This window comes from Pallidibacillus thermolactis (assembly GCF_025660415.1).
GTDB classification, from domain to species: domain Bacteria; phylum Bacillota; class Bacilli; order Bacillales; family Caldibacillaceae; genus Pallidibacillus; species Pallidibacillus thermolactis.
Map to the genome: position 1 here is coordinate 36,885 of NZ_JAOUSE010000014.1, position 19,956 is coordinate 56,840.

The 19,956-nt window shown below is 33.8% G+C and carries 14 protein-coding genes; 7 read left to right on the top strand and 7 right to left on the bottom strand.

What is annotated here, in order from left to right; all coding sequences use genetic code 11:
• Nucleotides 1–321 precede the first annotated feature (321 nt).
• From OEV82_RS06820 to galU, 5 genes are all read right to left on the bottom strand, one after another.
• The gene (locus tag OEV82_RS06820; RefSeq protein ID WP_263061402.1) at nt 322–3,324 is read right to left on the bottom strand and encodes a DEAD/DEAH box helicase; all 3,003 of its coding nucleotides are present in this window, start codon (nt 3,322–3,324) and stop codon (nt 322–324) included.
• Nucleotides 3,296–3,622 carry a hypothetical protein gene (locus OEV82_RS06825; protein ID WP_263061403.1) on the bottom strand — a complete coding sequence of 109 codons (327 nt, stop codon included), beginning with the start codon at nt 3,620–3,622 and terminating at the stop codon, nt 3,296–3,298. Before OEV82_RS06825 ends, OEV82_RS06820 begins: the two co-directional genes overlap by 29 nt.
• Nucleotides 3,616–4,896, bottom strand: coding sequence for a hypothetical protein (locus OEV82_RS06830; RefSeq protein WP_263061404.1), 1,281 nt, complete (start codon nt 4,894–4,896; stop codon nt 3,616–3,618). Before OEV82_RS06830 ends, OEV82_RS06825 begins: the two co-directional genes overlap by 7 nt.
• Before the next feature lie 291 nt (nt 4,897–5,187).
• Nucleotides 5,188–5,814, bottom strand: a complete 627-nt coding sequence (locus tag OEV82_RS06835; RefSeq protein WP_263061405.1) for a stage II sporulation protein M — start codon at nt 5,812–5,814, stop codon at nt 5,188–5,190.
• 326 nt (nt 5,815–6,140) lie between these two features.
• Nucleotides 6,141–7,043, bottom strand: a complete 903-nt coding sequence (galU, locus tag OEV82_RS06840) for a UTP--glucose-1-phosphate uridylyltransferase GalU (protein WP_263061406.1) — start codon at nt 7,041–7,043, stop codon at nt 6,141–6,143.
• A 428-nt stretch (nt 7,044–7,471) separates the two neighbouring features.
• Here galU and OEV82_RS06845 point away from each other — a divergent pair, with 428 nt between their 5' ends.
• Both OEV82_RS06845 and OEV82_RS06850 read left to right on the top strand, forming a co-directional pair.
• The gene (locus OEV82_RS06845) at nt 7,472–8,527 is read left to right on the top strand and encodes a glycosyltransferase family 4 protein (RefSeq protein ID WP_263061407.1); all 1,056 of its coding nucleotides are present in this window, start codon (nt 7,472–7,474) and stop codon (nt 8,525–8,527) included.
• Nucleotides 8,528–8,687: 160 nt separating this feature from the next.
• Entirely contained in the window at nt 8,688–9,749 is a 1,062-nt protein-coding gene (locus OEV82_RS06850; protein WP_263061408.1) for an MraY family glycosyltransferase, read from the top strand.
• 82 nt (nt 9,750–9,831) lie between these two features.
• On the opposite strand, the gene OEV82_RS06855 is transcribed toward OEV82_RS06850, so the two are convergent.
• Nucleotides 9,832–11,214, bottom strand: coding sequence for an O-antigen ligase family protein (locus OEV82_RS06855; RefSeq protein WP_263061409.1), 1,383 nt, complete (start codon nt 11,212–11,214; stop codon nt 9,832–9,834).
• Between the two features lie 264 nt (nt 11,215–11,478).
• On the opposite strand from OEV82_RS06855, the gene OEV82_RS06860 reads away from it, so the two are divergent.
• The 5 genes from OEV82_RS06860 (at nt 11,479) to OEV82_RS06880 (ending at nt 16,882) form a co-directional block, all read left to right on the top strand.
• Entirely contained in the window at nt 11,479–12,198 is a 720-nt protein-coding gene (locus OEV82_RS06860) for a WecB/TagA/CpsF family glycosyltransferase (RefSeq protein ID WP_317630454.1), read from the top strand.
• A 17-nt stretch (nt 12,199–12,215) separates the two neighbouring features.
• Nucleotides 12,216–13,319 carry a glycosyltransferase family 4 protein gene (locus OEV82_RS06865; RefSeq protein WP_263061410.1) on the top strand — a complete coding sequence of 368 codons (1,104 nt, stop codon included), beginning with the start codon at nt 12,216–12,218 and terminating at the stop codon, nt 13,317–13,319.
• Between the two features lie 34 nt (nt 13,320–13,353).
• Nucleotides 13,354–14,382 (top strand): glycosyltransferase family 2 protein, encoded by a 1,029-nt coding sequence (locus tag OEV82_RS06870; protein WP_263061411.1) that lies wholly within the window; start codon nt 13,354–13,356, stop codon nt 14,380–14,382.
• Nucleotides 14,383–14,459: 77 nt separating this feature from the next.
• The gene (locus OEV82_RS06875) at nt 14,460–15,914 is read left to right on the top strand and encodes a lipopolysaccharide biosynthesis protein (RefSeq protein WP_263061412.1); all 1,455 of its coding nucleotides are present in this window, start codon (nt 14,460–14,462) and stop codon (nt 15,912–15,914) included.
• Nucleotides 15,911–16,882, top strand: a complete 972-nt coding sequence (locus OEV82_RS06880) for a glycosyltransferase family 2 protein (RefSeq protein WP_173661734.1) — start codon at nt 15,911–15,913, stop codon at nt 16,880–16,882. Before OEV82_RS06875 ends, OEV82_RS06880 begins: the two co-directional genes overlap by 4 nt.
• Before the next feature lie 186 nt (nt 16,883–17,068).
• On the opposite strand, the gene OEV82_RS06885 is transcribed toward OEV82_RS06880, so the two are convergent.
• On the bottom strand, nt 17,069–19,687 hold the full coding sequence (locus OEV82_RS06885) for an N-acetylmuramoyl-L-alanine amidase (protein ID WP_263061413.1): 2,619 nt from the start codon (nt 19,685–19,687) through the stop codon (nt 17,069–17,071).
• Between the last annotated feature and the right edge of the window lie 269 nt (nt 19,688–19,956).

Sequence of the window (19,956 nt, forward strand, 5' to 3'; positions counted from 1 at the left end):
AATAAGGGATAACTGCAAGAATGAGGTAAGTTTTTATCATACTAGATCAGAATAGCCCATCACTAATATCTTAATCTTAATATTCCCCTAGCGTCCTTCCAACTAGCCAGGTGCGAGTCATCTGGCTTTTTTCGTTAATTTTAAATATTGAAAATAGAAATCTGGAAAGCATCTTGTTAAGACGGCTTAGAGTTAAAAAACGTTGATATCCATTACGATTGTCCCCAAGAAGTTCTCAGGGACAATCATTAAATTGCGAGTATGATGAAGCAAGAAGCAACAAAAGGCTTTCTAAGTCTTCTAACATTATCTTATTACTTATTAGTCTAACCGTAAAATATCGTATAATTCATCATCAGACAGATCGACAATCCATTGATCACTTTGAATAATTTCTTCGTTCAATGCTTGTTTTTTCTCAAGCATCGCATCTATTTTTTCTTCCAAAGTGCCCGTTGCAATAAACTTATGGACATGGACAAATTTTGTTTGTCCAATTCGATAGGCTCGGTCTGTTGCTTGATTTTCGACAGCAGGATTCCACCAACGGTCATAATGAATAACATGGTTTGCCGTCGTTAAATTCAAACCAGTTCCACCTGCTTTTAAGGATAATAACAAAATAGGAAAATCGCCATTTTGAAATTCAGCAATCATTTTATCCCTTTGTTGTTTATTCGTACTGCCATTTAAAAATGGCACGCGAACCCCATAACGTTCTTCGAGAACCGATTGGATGATTTCACCCATCCCAATATATTGGGTAAAAATTAATCCACTTTCATGTTGGGCTAAAATAGTATCAAAAATCTCCACTAGTTTTTCCAATTTCGTCGAACGTTTGATTAAATCTTCACTCGATGCCCAATTCATTTCTTTTAAATACAATGCGGGATGATCACAAAGCTGTTTCAACCGACCAAGCAACTGCAATACTAAACCTCGACGTTGTATACCAGATAATTCTGCGATTCGATCGAAGGTGTCTCTCACGATTTGCTCGTATATTGCCGCCTGCTCGCCAGTTAATGGACAATAAGCCTTTTGTTCAATTTTATCCGGTAAGTTTAGTGCAACTTCTTCATCTTTTTTCGTCCGGCGGAGCAGGAATGGGCGAATTAATCTTCGTAACTCTTCAATCTTTTTCTCATCATGTTCCCGTTCAATGGGTATAACAAAACGTTCTTGGAAGCGGGAAAGGCTTCCTAAATAGCCTTTATTTATAAAATCAAAAATCGACCATAATTCCGTTAATCGGTTTTCCATCGGTGTACCAGTTAAAGCAATATGATGATTACCTCGCAACTTGCGAATGGCACGAGATTGTTTCGTTGCCGCATTTTTTATATTTTGCGCTTCGTCAAGCACAATAGTTCCCCAGTTAACGGTAGACAGTTCATCAAAATCAAGGTGAGACAAACCATATGTTGTCAATACAACATCGTATTGTTCTGGCTCAAATAACTTAATAGGATCTTTTTGCTTTTCAACCTCTTGAAACAAACCGGTAAACTCTTTCCCTTTTGCCCGATTTGATCCATAATGTAAATACACATTCAAACTTGGCGCGAATTTTTCCAGTTCTTTTTGCCAGTTACCTAAAACAGAAGTTGGACATATAATTAACGCAGGTCCCGACTCTGTTTCCCGTCCCTTCACTAACAATAAATAAGCAATCAACTGAATGGTTTTTCCAAGTCCCATATCATCGGCTAAACAAGCACCAAAGCTGTATTGTCTTAAGAAGTACAGCCAATTCATCCCTTTTCGTTGATAAGGTCGAAGTTCACCTTGTAAATCAGCTGGTACTTTTTCATCAGGCAAGTCAGACAAATCAACTAAGTTCGCAACGAACTCCCGCAATTTTGGATGAAGTTCGATTTGAATTCTCGCAAAAAGACTTTGATCGTTGTCTTCATCCACATCATCTTCCAAATCAAATTCATCGTCACCATATAATAATTGTTGCTGGATAAAGTCCTGAACCCGCATGCCTTCCTTTTCTGCTTTTTCCATCAACGTTTGCATTTTTTTGATAAACGCAGGGTCTAATTTCATCCATTGCCCATTGATATTGACTAATCGTCGATTTTCTTCCACCAGTTTTCGAAATTCTGCTTCTGACAAATCGACGTTGTTCATTGATACGCGCCATTCGAAATTTAACAGTGCATCTAAACCAACAAAGGATGGCGAAGAACCGGACTTCACTTGAGCTTTCAGGCGCATATTGGCGTTTTTCATTGACTCCCACCATGATGGTAAGAGAATCTCGACACCAAGGAGCAATAACTTTTCACTTTCTACTGTTAAAAAGTCAAGGGCTTCATCTTCAAAAAGTTCCTCTTTAATTAGGAGCGGTGGTCTTGCCGGATCTTCTAACACAATTTCATCTTCCAGTGTAAAATCAACTTCCTCGTTGGCCAACCAGGGAATAAACCGGCAAATCCTTTTTTGTTCCGCTACAATTTCATCTGCATATTGCTGCCACCGTTTCGGAATTCGTGATCCACGACCAGCGTGATTTTTTAATACAAAGATAGTATCTTGCTTTTTTCGGTCACGTAAAATGGTCGTCAAATGCCACATATCCCCGTCTTCCTGTGGTTCTTCCAGTTGCAAACCAAAGGAAAAAGGGAATTGACTTTCTTCCATTCCCACCCATTGTAAAAAGCGCTTTTCATCAAAGAAGGAAGCTAAATCCATCCCTTGTTCTAGCGCATTTTCCAACACTTCTTTTTTCTCTTGCCAATTTCGTTCTTTAAGGGGCTTCCGAGTTAAAAAGATTTCCACGCCATCATTGAATAAAAAGGTAACAAAATCTTTCATTTGAATAGGTTCCGTTTTACCATCAAGATCATACCAGCCGTCAACCTTTGTTTCCCAAAAGCCAGGTAAAAATTCATTCCAGACCCGTTCTGGTACTTTCCATTGGAACATCCCTTTCTGCCAGGCACCAAAATCCGGACCAAATGCTCCCTTGACTATACTTTCGTATATCACAGGGGATATCGCCATTAACGTTTGAGAAAAGTCATCAAAATCCCAACGAACAAACGCATTAAAAGGTTCTGTGCCAAACAACTCTAACGCATCTAACGTATGAATTGTAACCCCTTCAACGCGCATCATTCGATTTCCGATGGAAACCTCGACCTCGTTCGCCTCTAAGGTTGAACCGTAGAATGTCCCTTTATGCCATTGAAAGAGCGGTTCAACCCAATGGTGACATTCTGCGATACCTTCGTTGTCATAGGCAAATAGAAAAAAGAATCCTTTTTTAATCGGTATGCAATTAACTGCGAATTGCTTCATTTTCAACATGTACTAACTTTCCCCTCTGACATTCTTCTTGAAAGGCCCGTAGCCGTTTCGTATCTTCTAAAAGATTTTCTAAATAATATTCCCAGGTTGTTTCTTTGTTCAATTTTTTATAAATGGTCCGTAACTTTTTCAAATATCGGACCGCTTCTTTATAACTTTTCCGATTTTTTCGTTCAATTGCTTTCATGACTTCACGATGATAGTAAGGCAGTAAACATTCGGGTGATTCCTTTTGGATTAAACGGAGCTGTTCTCTATCCGGTTCCCAAAATCCTGATACTTGTATAAATTCTAGCATCCGTTTATATTTTTTCGTTCAAAATAAAAATTGGCTAAACGTTTCCGGCTATATGGCAGCATCTCAACAAGTACTTGTTCCTGTAAATCAAAGGATAACGTATGTTCAGATACTTGTTCAAAGATTGAATCTACATAATTGATAAACCGCCACGGATTGTCTGCTTGTTCCATATAGGTTTTTACATGTTGAACAAAAGAATGCGCTAAACGTTTAACGCTATTCCAATCATTCTTTTTAGCAAAGTAGTCCATATAGTCCAAAATATATATCGAATGTTCCGGACCACTTGATTCAATGACTGAAACGGCATCGTTTACTTGACCAGAGATGAGTAATTGGAATGAATATGCCACACGCCATGACGACTTTGTATCACTTTTTGCCGCCGTCTTTTCTGCAAATGCCAATTCTTCTTTACGCAGCTTCTTTTGGTGAAACAAATTTTGCCAAAGTAACCGATAAATTTGTAACACAACGTGGTCAAAGGCACCTTGTAAAAAGAGGAGTTCCCGAACATTTCCTCGCAATTTTTCACAAATGGGATCATAGGAAAAAGGTAGAGGATTCGGTAAATGATTCGTTTCCGTTTCGATATTGGTTTGAATGGCTTCAACGAGTTGTTTACACATATCCTCAATTTCTTGATAACTATAACGGCTTGAGATAAACCAATCTAATAGCTTTTCTAAAAGTCGCACATTTACAACGATTTGGAAAAGCTTCCGAAATTCATACCCCGCATCATAATGATTCATTAACTTCTTTAATAATACTAAACCATGTAAATTTAATAGATAAGGGGGCATAGATTTATTCGATAAAATCTCCTTTTCAAAAAGATGGTCTGTTAAATCGATCCACTGCTTGTATAAGTCAATTTCTGCTTTTTTGCTATTGGAAACAACTGTTTTAGGGGAAGCTTTATCCTCAAAATTATGGTGTAACTTCCATTCGTTGATCCATGTTTCTGCATTTCCTGTTTCGCTATACATAGCAAAGAAGCTTGCCATCATATGCTGACAAAGACGTTGATTACAATTACATGTATTTAAAGAAAATAAATGGGTGTGGAATAAACAATCGAATTTTTTTCCATCAAAGACGGATGACATGACAAAGTTCTTTTCCACATATAAATCTTGTACCATTCCTTCCCGATATAGGCTAAAGCCGTCTTCAACCTTTTGTAAATCTTCAGCTTGGTGTGGATCTAATTGTTCCAACAAATAATCGCTATATTTATGTAAAAACAGTGATGGAACCGAATTCACAGAAAAAATCCTCCTTGGAATCATTTGGCCGTAAGTTTCCAAACTTGGCCAACCTCCTGATTTTATTCCTTTATTATACCAATAATTTGTTTGTTTTTTTAGTGGGTTGTTGAAAGGGGGATGTTAACATTTGGAAACAATTGAAAAATGGCTATAAGTCGTTCTATAATATTGCACAAAAAAACCCGATACCTGAATGGTTCGGGATTTTTATATTCAAGGCGATTTTTTATAAGGTGAAATATCATCTATTCTATAGCGATCACTCAAAGAACGATTGTCTCAACTTCTTTAAATCACTGTAGAAGTCATAATTAAAGGTGTAATAAAGGCTTCGACGATGGCCGCAATGATAAGTAACGGCACAACGACAAATAAGAAAGTCTTACCTGCATTAAGTACACAAGTTTTAAATGAATATTGACGATCGTTCAGTTTTCGGAATATGCCAAGAGATAAATAAAAAGCAATGGCTCCTGATAATATAACGGCTGGGATTTCAAAGACTCCATGGGGAACGATTCCGGTCATGAGCATTGAAAATATGGACACTTCAACACCATGTGTACTCATAAATGCAAACAGTACACCCATAATGGCCCCGTTAAAAAATAAAATGGAAAGGGCAGGTAAGAAAATGGGAATAAAACCAGTCAAAGCAATTAATAAGGATGCTCTTGTGTTATTTATAAACAATCCCAAGGCAAGTTCTGGTGAACTCGTACCTGGTTTTAATAACTCCGTTTCTTCAAACATTTGCATGATTTGTAACATAAATTCATTCATGAGAGCTTGATTATTTAACATATAATTATAACTCACGAACGCTGCTATTATAAATAACAAGAATAGGCTAACAAAGGTTTTCCAATAAGATTGCTTAAACAATTGCCATTGTTGTTGGTATATGTTTTTCAAAATGAAACCTCCTAAATCACGTCTTATCATTACAGGTTCACTTTATATATATTAGAATTCTATCCTACATATGAACTTATGTGCAAGGAAATCGTTAATCTATTCAAACAAGCGTTGTTTATATTAAATATGATTCCAAAAAGGTTTGCTATCTATTGGTTTTAAAGGAAGAATTCTATAATTTGGGTAATTTTGCCTATTAATCATTAGTATTATAATCGTTTATTATTATAGAATAAAGTATCTTTGCGTGAAGAATGGATGGAAATATTTTAGTTATAGATCTAAAAGTTAGGGACCTTACAATAGGTCCCGTGGTTTAAAATTTATTTTTCATTTACTTCAGCTTTTTGCTTTTCTTCTTGTTCAATTAATTCTTTCATAAAGTGTAAGACATCATCATGTAGTTCGTCATTTTTTAATGCAAATTCAATTGTTGTTTTAATAAAACCGATTTTTTCACCAACATCGTAACGACGGCCTTCAAAATCGTAAGCAAATACGCGTTGGATTCGGTTCAATTTTTGGATTGCATCGGTTAATTGGATTTCGCCGCCGGCACCAACTTCTTGCTCTTCTAAAAATTGGAAGATTTGTGGGGTTAAAATATATCTACCCATAATGGCTAAATTAGAAGGAGCGGTTCCTGGTGCAGGTTTTTCAACAAAGTTTTGTACTTGATATAGTCGATCTTCATTAGAGAGTGGATCGATAATGCCGTAACGATGTGTTTCGTGGTCGGGTACCTGTTGCACACCGATAACCGAAGAATATGTTTCCTCGTGTTTTTCCATTAATTGTTTAATACAAGGTTTTTCGCTTTTAACAATATCATCACCAAGTAAAACAGCGAATGGTTCATCACCGATAAAGTGGCGAGCACACCAAACCGCATGACCGAGCCCTTTCGGTTCCTTTTGACGTATATAGTGGATATTCGCTAAATTGGAAGAATAATTTACTTTTTCAAGTAATTCCCATTTTCCTTTATCCTCTAAATTCTTTTCCAACTCCGGTACACGGTCAAAATGATCTTCGATGGCGCGTTTTCCTTTACCAGTGACAATAATAATGTCCTCAATTCCAGCTTCTACAGCTTCCTCAATAATATATTCAATTGTTGGTCGATCAACGATTGGTAACATCTCTTTCGGCATTGCCTTCGTTGCTGGTAAAAAACGTGTACCAAGCCCTGCTGCAGGAATAATTGCTTTTCTGATTTTTTTCATTATGTACCTCCATAAAACAAATTATGATGTAACCAAATATCAAAAATTTCGTCTAATCATTAGGATAACAAGAATTCGGAAACTTTCAACTAAATTGTTATCTAATTTAAATTAAATGTATTATAACATAGGTAAATTTACGATGCATCAGTGTTAAAGTGAAAAAAATTGATTAATTCATTCAAAAACATTAAGATAAATATTAAATTGATAAAATATCATTGGCAATATAAATATAAGCCATTCATACAATTTACATTTTATTAATATAATCTTTATATTACATTTATTTGAACTGTCTTGATTTTTAGAATTGAATCACTTATGATGAATTCAAATAAAATTTGAAGGTACGATTTGTTTGCTAGAAAACATATAATAAAACTTCTATTCTATTAGAAAATAGAAGTTTTAGGAGGACAATAGTAATGGTATTCATTTTACCGATCGCAATAAGTTTTATTGTATCTCTCCTGTTAATTCCTTTTGTTAAAAAATTTGCCATTAAAATTGGCGCTGTAGATAAACCGAATAAACGAAAAGTTCATCAAAAAATTATGCCCCGTTTAGGCGGATTTGCTATTTTTATAAGTTTTATGATTGGTTATTTCATATTTATACCGGGTCAATTTAAGTTATGGCCAATTCTTTTTGGGGCATCAATTATGGTATTTGTCGGAATAATGGATGATTGGAAAGGATTATCTGCACCAGTCAAATTCTTCGGCCAACTGATTGCAGCTACTGTAACGGTAATTGGCGGAATCCAAATTGATTTTATTACTATACCAAATAGTGATATTATTCACTTTGGTTGGACAGCAATACCGATTACGATCTTATGGATCGTAGCGATTACAAATGCGATCAACTTTATTGACGGATTAGATGGTTTAGCAGCAGGTATATCCTCTATCGCAACAATTACGATTTCAGTTCTTGCGCTAAGTTTAGGTCATCCGATAATTGCATTATTAGGTCTTATCCTTTTAGGTAGTACACTTGGTTTCTTAGTTTTCAATTTTTATCCGGCGAAAATTTTTATGGGTGATACCGGATCCATGTTTCTCGGTTATATGATTAGTGTGCTATCAGTGATTGGACTAACCAAAAGTGCAGCAATTTTCTCACTTTTAATCCCAATTATCATATTAGCGGTTCCAATTATTGATACAACGTTTGCGATTATTCGCCGTCTAGTACAAAAGAAACCAATATCTGCGCCTGATAAATTCCATCTACATCATTGTATCTTACGATTGGGCTTTTCTCATCGCCAAGCGGTTGTATTAATTTACTTATTAAGTGCGTTATTTAGTTTAGCTGCAATTTTGTTTACTCGTGCAACACTATGGGGTGCATCAGTGTTAATCGTAATCTTGTTAATCGCGATTGAATTAATCGTTGAAGTAACTGGTTTAATTAGTTCAAATTATCGACCACTACTGAACTGGATCGATGGAAAAAAGAATACGAAGCGTTAACGACCATCCTGTTATAAGGATGGTTTTTTCATACAAATATAAAAGTAGGAACGCTTAAAATGTCTTACGACAATTACTTACACCTGTATCATTTAAAAATTTCATAAAAAGATCCCTCCTTGTCCAAAATAATAAGTAAAAAAAACATCAGAGGTTTATTATGATATCTTATCTTGATCTTGTCATTGCATTTGCTTTGTCGACTGTGATTTCATTTTTACTTGCCTATCTAATTAAATATATCGCTGTAAGATTAAACATCATGGATGTACCGAATCAAAGGAAAATCCAAAAGGAACCTGTGCCTTTATTAGGGGGACTGGCCATTGCCTTCGGTTCTTTCTTAGGTTTATTTTATCTACAACCAGACCATCCTTTTTTTTATTCATATTTAGTTGGAGCGACCATCATTTTGATTACAGGGATTTTAGACGATATTTTTACATTAAAACCTGTTATGAAGTTACTTGGTCAATTCGTAGCCATTCTTTCCTTAATTTTGGCTGGAGTTATCATTGAAAAGATTACACTTCCATTTTTGGGGATTGTTGAACTAAGCCCCCTATTAAGCATCATCCTTACTTTTCTTTGGATGATCGGTATTATAAATGCAATTAATTTAATCGATGGATTGGATGGTTTAGCTTCAGGCACTTCAGCTATTGCGTTGCTTAGTATCTTTATTATGGCGATCATGGATGGTCAACTATTTGTAGCATGTTTATGTATTGTATTAATTGGAAGTAACATTGGCTTTCTATATCATAATTTTTTCCCTGCCAGTATTTATATGGGAGATACAGGATCGCTTTTTCTCGGTTATTCAATTGGGTTAATTTCCATATTAGGTTTGTTTAAAAAAATCACCCTATTTAGCTTTATTGTTCCGATCATTCTGTTAGCGTTTCCGATTTTTGATACATTGTTTGCCATTATACGAAGGTTGGTTAATGGAGAAAAAATTATGAAACCAGACAAGAAGCATATTCACCATCAACTTTTGGCAGCTGGATTCAGTCACCGAAACACGGTTCTCATCATATACGGGATTAGTAGCATGTTTGCTTTGTTAGCGATTATTTTTTCAAGCACGTCCATCGAATATTCCATGATTATATTTTCGATTTGGATGTTTTTGGTTTATGGATTGGCTGAGGTTGTTGGAATTGTAGGGAGAGGAAAACAGCCACTTATCAATTTTTTTAGAAGGTTATTTAGTTAAAGAATAATCAAGAAGGATTGTCTGAGAAATTTGTACTTAAAAAGCACGAATTCAAAGACAATCCTTCTTTATGATATAAAATTTACTGTTTCTGTTGTGAATTGTAAATCAGGAGTACAGAAGCTACCGCTAAGTAAATACTAACTGCCGGTGCATATAATACATGCCCCGCAAAAAATGCAACACCAAGGCCAAGTCCAATAGATATGATAAATAAAATGTTTTCAGGCTGGAAGAATGTTTTAACACGGGTAACCATATGTTTAATCATTGAAGCGAACACAATCATAATCGGTACAATCAGTAACAAAAATCCAATAATTCCGAAGGAAAAGAATAAGTCAAAAAAGTCCATTTCAACTAGTTTGGGACTATGTTCGTAAATGCCTGCGTAACCGAGACCAAAGAATTTATGCCACATACTCGAATGAACATAATCAGTATATACTTGTTCGAAATAAACGTTGCGAGAGCTTAATAAAATTTTCAACAACGGTGATTGAAGGAAAGGGTCTTTTTCTTGATCGTTTTCTATTTGTATCACGTCTTCATTTGAAAGATCAGGTTCTTTTACTTCTGCTTGCAGTGCATCATTAATTGTTTGATAGTCCCCTGTTAAGTTTAAATAAGCAGGTGTGATAGGGGTGATCACAATATAAAAAATGGCTAAACATAGTGAAATAATAAAAGTACGTTGGTAAATAGTCCTTCGCTTCTCGTTTTTTAAATTGATCAGCCAATACACAAAAGTAAAAATGACTGCAATGATAATGGTAGCTAAAATAGCAAGATAGCTGACTTTAGTCCCAATTAACAGAGCGCAGACGGCTAAAAATATCGTCGGTATCCAATAAATGAAATCTTTCCAAGCCTTTGTCTGTATAATGGAATACACAAACAGTAACGGAAAACAGACGGCCACGATGGCACTTAATTCGTTTCCTGCAAAAAACCAACCTGTGAATCCAAGTTTTACGTATGTATACGTATTACTAGAGGTATTTGTAATAATTGAAGTAAACAGCGACAAGGCAGTGATTGTCATTGCAATGGTGACAGCAGATAGAAGCTCTTTTTTACGATCTGTGTTTTTTGACTGTTCAGAGAACATTAGCATAATAGCACAGAACATAGTAGGGAAATATACTGCCTTTACAACATATTGAACTTCTGAGAAGAAATGAAAGTATGGTTTTGTAAACAAGTTTAAAATAAAACTGATGCCGATCGCGATAAACAATGCAAACAAATAAATCGTAACCATTTTTTTATAACGATGTTCATTGCCGAAAAAGATATAAAATATGGAAACAGTCATAAAAAGCACGCGAATAAGAATTCCAATCGTCACATTGAGTTGTAAATACGTAATAGAAAAATATGTTAAAATATCAAGAATAGGTTGTAAAACAATAAAAAGTTTTACGAGCCGATGAAAGGGATAAGATTTGAATGATTGAAACATAAAGACACCTCGCATGGACTTAATTTCCTTTTACACAAAATGAAACCAAGGGGAAACAAATGTAGTTCTTTAAAATAGTATGGCAAGTGTTATACTTACTTATTATAAACAGTTAAAAGTGTACATTATTTCAAATGGAAAGTCTAACTACTTTATAAAAAATTACAAAAAATTAATGTTTTTACAAAAATGTATTAATGACATTCCATTATAATAAAAAATAGTATATGAGAGATTTCTTATACTATTATCGGAGGAATTTACTTGAAAACGGTACATGTACAAAATGTTAAATTCGATAACTATTCGATGGAAGAATTTTTACAAATTTTTGAAGAACGTTTATTAAACGAAGAAAAAACATTCGTTGTCACAGCAAACCCAGAAATTGTTACAAAGGCGAATACAGATCCCGTTTATCGTGAAACGCTTAACAAAGCTGACTTTATTACAGCTGATGGTATTGGCGTTGTCATCGCTTCAAAAATATTAAAAACACCTCTTAAAGAGAGGGTTTCGGGATTTGACTTAATGGGAAAACTATTACATAAGGCTGAACAACTAAATCTTAAAGTGTATTTACTAGGTGCGAAGGACACGACGTTAGAAAAAGCATATAAAAATATTAAAGCGAAACATCCAAAGATCAATATTGTTGGTCGCCATCATGGTTATATTGATATCGAAAATGAAGATCTAGTTACAGAAATTGTGGATTTAAAGCCAGATCTCATATTTGTTGCCTTAGGATTTCCGAAACAAGAATATTGGATTACTAAACATATGCATCGTTTCAGTAAAGGACTTTTTATCGGTTTAGGTGGGAGCTTTGATGTTTGGGCAGGTGAAGTAAAACGGGCACCGGAAATATGGATTAAATTAAACTTAGAATGGTTATACAGATTAATACAAGAGCCAAGACGTTTCAAACGAATGTTAGTTTTACCAAAATTTCTTATAAAAGTATTAGTCAATCGAAAGTAAAGGGTGATCTGTTGACAATGAATGTTTTACATTTAAATGCAGGTAATGAGACTGGCGGCGGAATGTTCCATATTTTGTCTTTACTAGGTCAATTAAAAGAGACTGGTAACATTACGCTCGGGCTTTTTTCAGAAGGTGAGATGGCGAAGCGTGCCCGTGAAAAAAACATTCATGTTGTGATTTTTAAACAGAAACATCAATTCGATATTTCAATTATCAATCAAATTAAACAATATGTGATAAAAAATAATATCGATATTATTCATTCGCATGGGCCAAGGGCGAATGTCATTTCCTATATGCTAAAAAGAAAAGTGAATTTCATTTGGTATACGACGGTTCATAGTAATCCGCTAGATGATTTTATCGGTTATGGTTTAAAGGGGAGATTTTTTACCCGTTTAAACGTGTTTGCTATCAAATCTGCAGATCAAATCTTGGCAATATCCGAGCGTTTCCGTACGAATTTAATTAAATTAGGTGCAGATAAAAAGAAAATTTGTACTATATTAAATGGAATTGATTTTAATGTATGTCCGAAACGGGCTTACTCTCGTGAAGAGTTTCAACTTTCCAAAGATGATTTTGTCATCATGATGGTGGCAAGACTGGAACCGGTGAAACATCACGAAACAGCTATTGAGGCAATGGAACAGTTAGTCAAATTGTCTAGCAAGTTCCAACTTGTTTTAATTGGTGATGGGTCTCGTATGGATGAATTGCAATCTATGGTTAAAGAAAAAGGCTTGACAAAAAATGTAAAATTTTTAGGATATCGTAAAGATATACCAGAATTACTCGAGTTATGTGATATTTCATTGTTAACGTCAAAAAGTGAAAGCTTTCCTCTAGTATTATTAGAAGCGGCAAGGGCAAAAAGGACAGTTGTTACCACTGATGTTGGTGGCATTCAATCGCTCATTCCGAATGAAAATTATGGACGCATCATCAATGTGGGTGATGTTGAAAACTTAGTGAAACAAATATCGGATTTATACGAACTGAAGCAAAAAGGAAAGTTAAAAGAAATGGGTGAGAATCTTTATTTACATGCTCGTACAAATTTCTCATTGGAATCTTTCGCCAATAGTGTTCGGAAAACATATAAAAAAACTAGTTAATTAAGTGGTTTTATGGAGAAATTGAGGTGGAAACGTGTCTAATCCATTTGTTACAGTTTTTATACCTGTATATAATAGTGAGCAATATATTTCTGAAACGATCGACAGTATTCTGAATCAAACGTATAAAAATTTAGAAGTATTGATTGTTGATGATGGTTCAACCGATCGTTCGATTGAAATTATACAACAGTATCAGGATCAAAGAATACGTCTCATTCAAAATGAGAAAAACATGGGGATTCCTTATACTAGAAATGTCGGTCTGCAGGAGGCAAGGGGAGACTATATCGCGATTATGGATGCTGATGATATCGCTTGTAGCAACCGCATTGAAAGACAAGTTACCTATTTAGAAAATAATAAGGGGATTGATGCCGTTGGAAGTTTTTATTATAAATTCGGTGAAGGAGCAGAAAAAGAAATTACGACACCCTTTACTGCACCAGAACAATTAAAAATGATGTTGTTATTTTATAATCCAATAGCTAATCCATCAGTAACAATCCGGAAAAAAACATTCCAAGAGCACAACTTAACATATCACCTAGATTTTTTTGTTGCTCAAGATTATCAAATGTGGTCTCAACTGATAAAGGTTGGAAATATTACTATTTTACCAGAGTTTTTGATTTACTATCGGTTTGGTCATGAAAATATTTCAAAAAAATCAAACCTTGAAAAGGCTGAAAAAAGAAAACAGCTTATAGATCGGATCCATAATGATTTAATTGATTTTTATCAAATTCCATTAACGGTTGAGGAAAAACAGACTTTTAATAATTTTTTTACCGAAAGTTATGGAAGTCGTGTGGAAAGCCTAGAACAACTGAAAACTGTTATTGAAAAAATAAAAAACTGGAACCTAGAACAACGGGTGTTTAATCACAACAATTTTCTAAAAGTATTAGATTACTGTATATTACTAGGTATCAACCATCAAGGGCTGACTGCCCGTGAAAAGTTAGCGATTTACAATTCGACAATGAGCGAACGAACTGGAAAAGATCGCATCAATATTTTGACACGTCATTATTATTATAAGCTTAAAAAAATAATATAACATCTTAGGTTTACAAGATTTATAATAATTGGTAAGAGACAGTGGGAAGTATTCAGGTATGCATATGGGAGTGACTAATGATCAGTAAAATATATGACGACTTAAAAAAGGGGATTTTGATTAGTGCCATTGGGCGCTATTCTTATTTTCTTATACAATTTATTATTCTTGCGGTTCTATCGAGGCTGTTAACTCCGGAAGAGTTTGGTGTGGTTTCCATTATTAATGTCTTTCTTATTTTTTTCAATATGTTAGTTGATATGGGAATTGGTCCTGCACTCATTCAAAATAAAACATTAAATAAAAAACAAATTGATGGTGTGTATAGTTTCACCATCATCCTGTCAATTGTAATTGCGATCATTTTTGCTTTTATGTCTAAACCTATTGCAAATTTTTATGATAATCCAAAACTGATTGGCGTAAGTTTAGCGATGTCGATAGCCCTCCTTACAACCGGGATGAATATGGTTCCTCAAGCAATTTTAGCGAAACAAAAACGTTTCCTTGAAATCAATATTGCTCAAGTCGTATCGAGTTTGATTGCGGGCACCGTGGCTATTTTTCTGGCTTACATAGGATTCAGTTATTATGCCCTTGTAATGAACACAATATTGAAGAACTTCATTATGTTTGTAATGATGTTTACAAAATCGAGGCTACGGATAACGAAAGAAATTCGCAAAAGTAGTTTATTGGAACTTTATACTTTCTCAAAAAACCAATTCCTCTTTAATATTATGAATTACTTTTCTCGCAATCTCGATCACTTATTAATTGGTAAATATATTTCATTAAAACAATTAGGGTACTACGATAAAGCCTATACCCTTTCTTTATATCCGAACCAAATCTTAACAAGTGTCATTACACCAGTCGTTCAACCAGTTTTATCTGAATATGAAGAGCAAAAAACGGTAATTAAAGACACCTATGTGACGCTTTCTAAATTATTAGCCTTAATGGGCATGCCCTTAACCGTTTTTCTTGTTTTAAGTGCAGAAGAAGTAATTTTAATATTATTTGGTTCACAGTGGACTGGAAGTATTCCAACGTTTCAAATTCTTGCACTATCGATTTGGATACAGATGATATTAAGTAGTACAGGTTCAATATTTCAGTCTTCGAACCGAACAGATTTAATGTTATTATCAGGCATTTTATCGACAATATTAAATGTGGCAAGTATTGTCATCGGTATTCTTTTTGGGAAGATTGAGATCGTTGCACTAGGACTTGTCATTTCCTTTGCCATTAACTTTATTCAATGTAACTATTTATTAATGAAGAAAGTGTTTCAAGCCAGACAAATCGAGTACTACAAAATACTGATTAGTCCATCAATCATTTCACTTTTAGTACTTATATCGTTAGTCCTAATTGAATACTTTTTAGGAAACGTATCTATATGGGTAACCATAATAGTAAAAGGGTTTGCCAGTCTTGTCATGTTTTTGTTTGGATTAAAATTGACAGGAAACTTAAGCTACCTATTGAAAATCTTTAAAAGAAGAGGAGGTGGGGCAGGATGACAGAACCACTTGTATCTATTATTATACCGGTTTATAATGTCGAACAATATTTAATGGAATGTTTAGATTCTGTGTTTAACCAAACATACAGAAATATTGAAGTGATTGCTGTCAATGATGGTAGTACGGATGGGAGTGCAAATATTTTAAAAAACTATGAAAAAAAATATGATAATATTATCGTACATAATCAGGAAAACGCAGGAAACTCAGTAGCTCGTAATAAAGGATTGCATTTGGCGAAAGGAAAATATGTGTATTTTCTTGATTCTGATGATTTTATCGAAAGGGAAACAATTAACAATCTTGTTACCGCAATGGAAAAATACTCTCTTGATTTAATTCGATTTGCGGCTGAACCATTTTTAGACGGCGTTGAATATAAAAATTTTAACAAGCACCTATATGATTACAGCAAGTTTTTTGAAAGTGGGAGAGTATATAAGAAGGACGAATTTTTAAAAGCAAATATAAAGGGATTTTCTCCAAGCCCATGTTTATATCTTATAAAAAGAAATTTGTTACTCGAAAATAACATTTTGTTTAAGCCTAAAATGATGCATGAAGATGAACTATTTTCATTACTGATATATCTAAATACAAACCGAGCAATGTATGATGGAAATTTCTATTACAAAAGAAGATACAGACCGGGTTCGATTATGACTTCACAAGTTCAAGCCGAATCAAATAAAAAGTCTTTTGATTCTTATGTACGTTTAACAGAAGAAATTGCAGAGCTACTTCCCAAATATAAAAACAAAGCAGAGAGAGATTTACTCAAGAGTCGCTTACGATCCATATACATTGGGTTAAGGACGAAGGATGTTGATATGCAGTATAAAAGAAAGAAGTTGTCGGAGCTATCAGGGTTAGGAACGTTAGAGAAAATCTATACGTATTATACATATCAAACAAGACAATGGATCAAAAAACAATTAAATTTTCGTTTGACTGTTTCTCGCTGATGATGAGATGGTAAAGCTAGAAATATTAGACATGCAATAAAACATGTAATAAGGTAATTACTTTTTATTTTGCAGGCACTCGTCTCCGATATAACAAGGATTATGTTTATCTTCTGTTAAATGTCCTATGAGTACTATTTAACAATAATAAAAGTGAAAGCATTATAGCTTTCACTTAAAAAGAAATTATTTAAAGTATTCCAAAATACCTTTATAAATTCCCTCAGCAGCTTGATATTTGTAATTTGATTGTTTCATTTTTGCAGCATCACTTGCATTTGTAATAAATCCAAGTTCAACAAGTGCGCTAGGAACCGAATTTCTCCTTAGTACAATGTAACCTCCATGTTTGGCGTTACGATCATACATATTCGTTTCACTAACAAGGTGATTTTGAATATATGTTGCTAACAGCATACTTTCTGTTGGGAATGGATTTGTTTCTCCATTATATGGTTGACCACTATAATAAGTTTCCGCCCCGTGTGCACTTGGTGTTGCAGAATTTGCATGAATACTTACAAAGATATCTGCCCCTACTTTTTTTGATAATGCTGCTCGCTCATCTAGACTAATATAAACATCTGAAGAACGAGTTAAATGGACGATAGCTCCAGCATTTTCAAGTTTTTCTTTCAAAGCAAGAGTAACATCTAGGTTTAATTGTTTTTCAATAATACCGTTACCACTAGCACCACCATCATAACCACCGTGACCAGCATCAAGCACGATCACTTTATTGTAAATCCCTATATTTACATCATTTTTATGTATATAACCCGTTTTTTGTTTACCGTTTATGGTAACAACTGCTTCATACCAATCTGAGGTGAAAGTTTTAAATCTTAACACACTGTAAGTTGGATATGATTTTATAACTTTGGATAGAGTACTTGCCTTTGAGTAAACAATACCTCCATTTTTACTAGTTACAACACCGATCATTGTTTTTTGGTCAGAAACACTATTTTCTACATCATTTTTATGTATATAACCAGTTTTTCCTTTTCCGTTTATAAATATAGTTGCTTGGTACCAGTTTGGAGAAAATGTTTTATAACTCATAATAGATCCTTGATCATAAGTCTTTAACACTTTTGAGTCTGTATTAGCTAGTTCATAAACAGGAGTTGGATTTAGTTTCCCTATACCTCGTACCTGAGTTTGTTCCAAGAAGGCAGTTTCAACATCATTCGCATAAATATATCCAGTTTTAGCTACACCATTAATATAAACAGTTGCAATGTACCAGTTTAGATTAAATAACTTATATTTTAAAATTTTGCCTTGTGGATAAGATTTAAGTATCTTTGACGATGTGTCTGTTTTTTCGTAGATATTAGTCGTTTTTATAGCTATTCCTTTATAAGTTGGACTATTTTCTACCTTTCCTACATCATTTACATGTATATATCCAGTTACTGGTTTGTCATTAATGTAAACTGTTGCTTCATACCATTCATTTGTAAATGTTTTATATTTTAACACTTTTCCAATAGGATAAGATTTAAGTACTTTTGAGTTTTTGGATGCTGTAGTATAAACATTAGTTGGATTATTATATGCAATTCCTTCTTCACTTTTTTGCGAAGTACTTGCCGAGTCAATATCATTCTTGTAAATATATCCTATTTGTGGTTTTCCATTAATATAAACAGTCGCTTCATACCAATTTTCGGTAAAACTTTTATAACTTAAAATTGAACCTTCTGTATAAGACTTTAATACACTTGAATTAGTAGAAGCTTTTGTGTAAACATTGGTAGGGTTATTTAAAGCAATCCCACGTAAGTTATTTTGGTCTGACTCGCTCGTTTCTACATCATTTTTATGTAAATAACCTTTTTGTGTCTTCCCATTAATATAAACAGTTGCTTCATACCAATTTGAAGTGAAGCTCTTATAACTTAAAATTGATCCTTCAGAATAAGATTTTAATACGTTAGAAATTGTCGATGCCTTTGAGTATACATGTGTTTGTTTCTTTAGAGCGATTCCACGCAGATTTTTTTGATTTTGCTCACTTGTTTCAACATCATCAGCACGAATATATCCAGTTACGGACTTTCCTTCTATATATATAGTACATATATACCAACTATCTGAGAATGTTTTATATTTTAATATTGCCCCAAGTTCATAACTTTTGAGAATATTTGCTTTTGTGCTTGGTTCACTATATACATTTGTTATTTGTTTTATTACCGCTCCAGTTAAAGTCGGTTTATTACTAAGACTTGTTATAGTATTGTATATATTTTTTTCGTTTTTTTCACTAATTATATTATTCGCTGCTTCTTCTTCAACGGCATCTGCTGTTTCTTCTTCGACTGTAGAACTTTTTTTGTGGAAATCATCCTCTTGTATTTTCTCACTATGTTTATTATTATCATGAATTATATTTTGATCAGATTGTGGTTCCTCTTCAAGATTTTCTTCTTGTTTTGACTCTTCATCTAAAGATATCTCTTCTAGATTGTTATTTTTTATGAATCCTATAAATTCTTCTTTAGTATCACTATCTATGAAATGAACTTGACTAAAATTTTCTCCAGTCTCTGTAACTATTACGTAGCTTCCGATTGGTATTTTTGCGATGACTTCACTATTTTCTGATTCATGTAAATACAGAGGAATTTCCGCGTTTATCCCATCTGAATCAATAACATATTTTCCATTTATCTGTTCCTGTTCAGAGTCTTCAAATAAATCCTTGTTAGTATTTGCATCGGCATCTTTCGGAATGAATACGAAAATAAGCAGAATTGCAATAAAAAACGTAGTAGAGAAATGAAATTTTTTCAATTGTATCTATCCGCTCCTTTTATAAGTTTTATGATATGATTATTGTCTAAGAGAAATATTATTTTAAAACATCTATAAGAAATTTATCAAATTTTGGCGATACTTTCTATATAAAATAATTATAAGTTATAAAAATTGCAAATAGATCTAACCGATAAAATATAATTAACAGTTTTAGATAAATAAGATTTTACACTTCTTATTTGGAAGGGGCTGGAAATTCCCCTTCTTATCCAACAAATTCTATTAAAATACATCTCCATCACTGG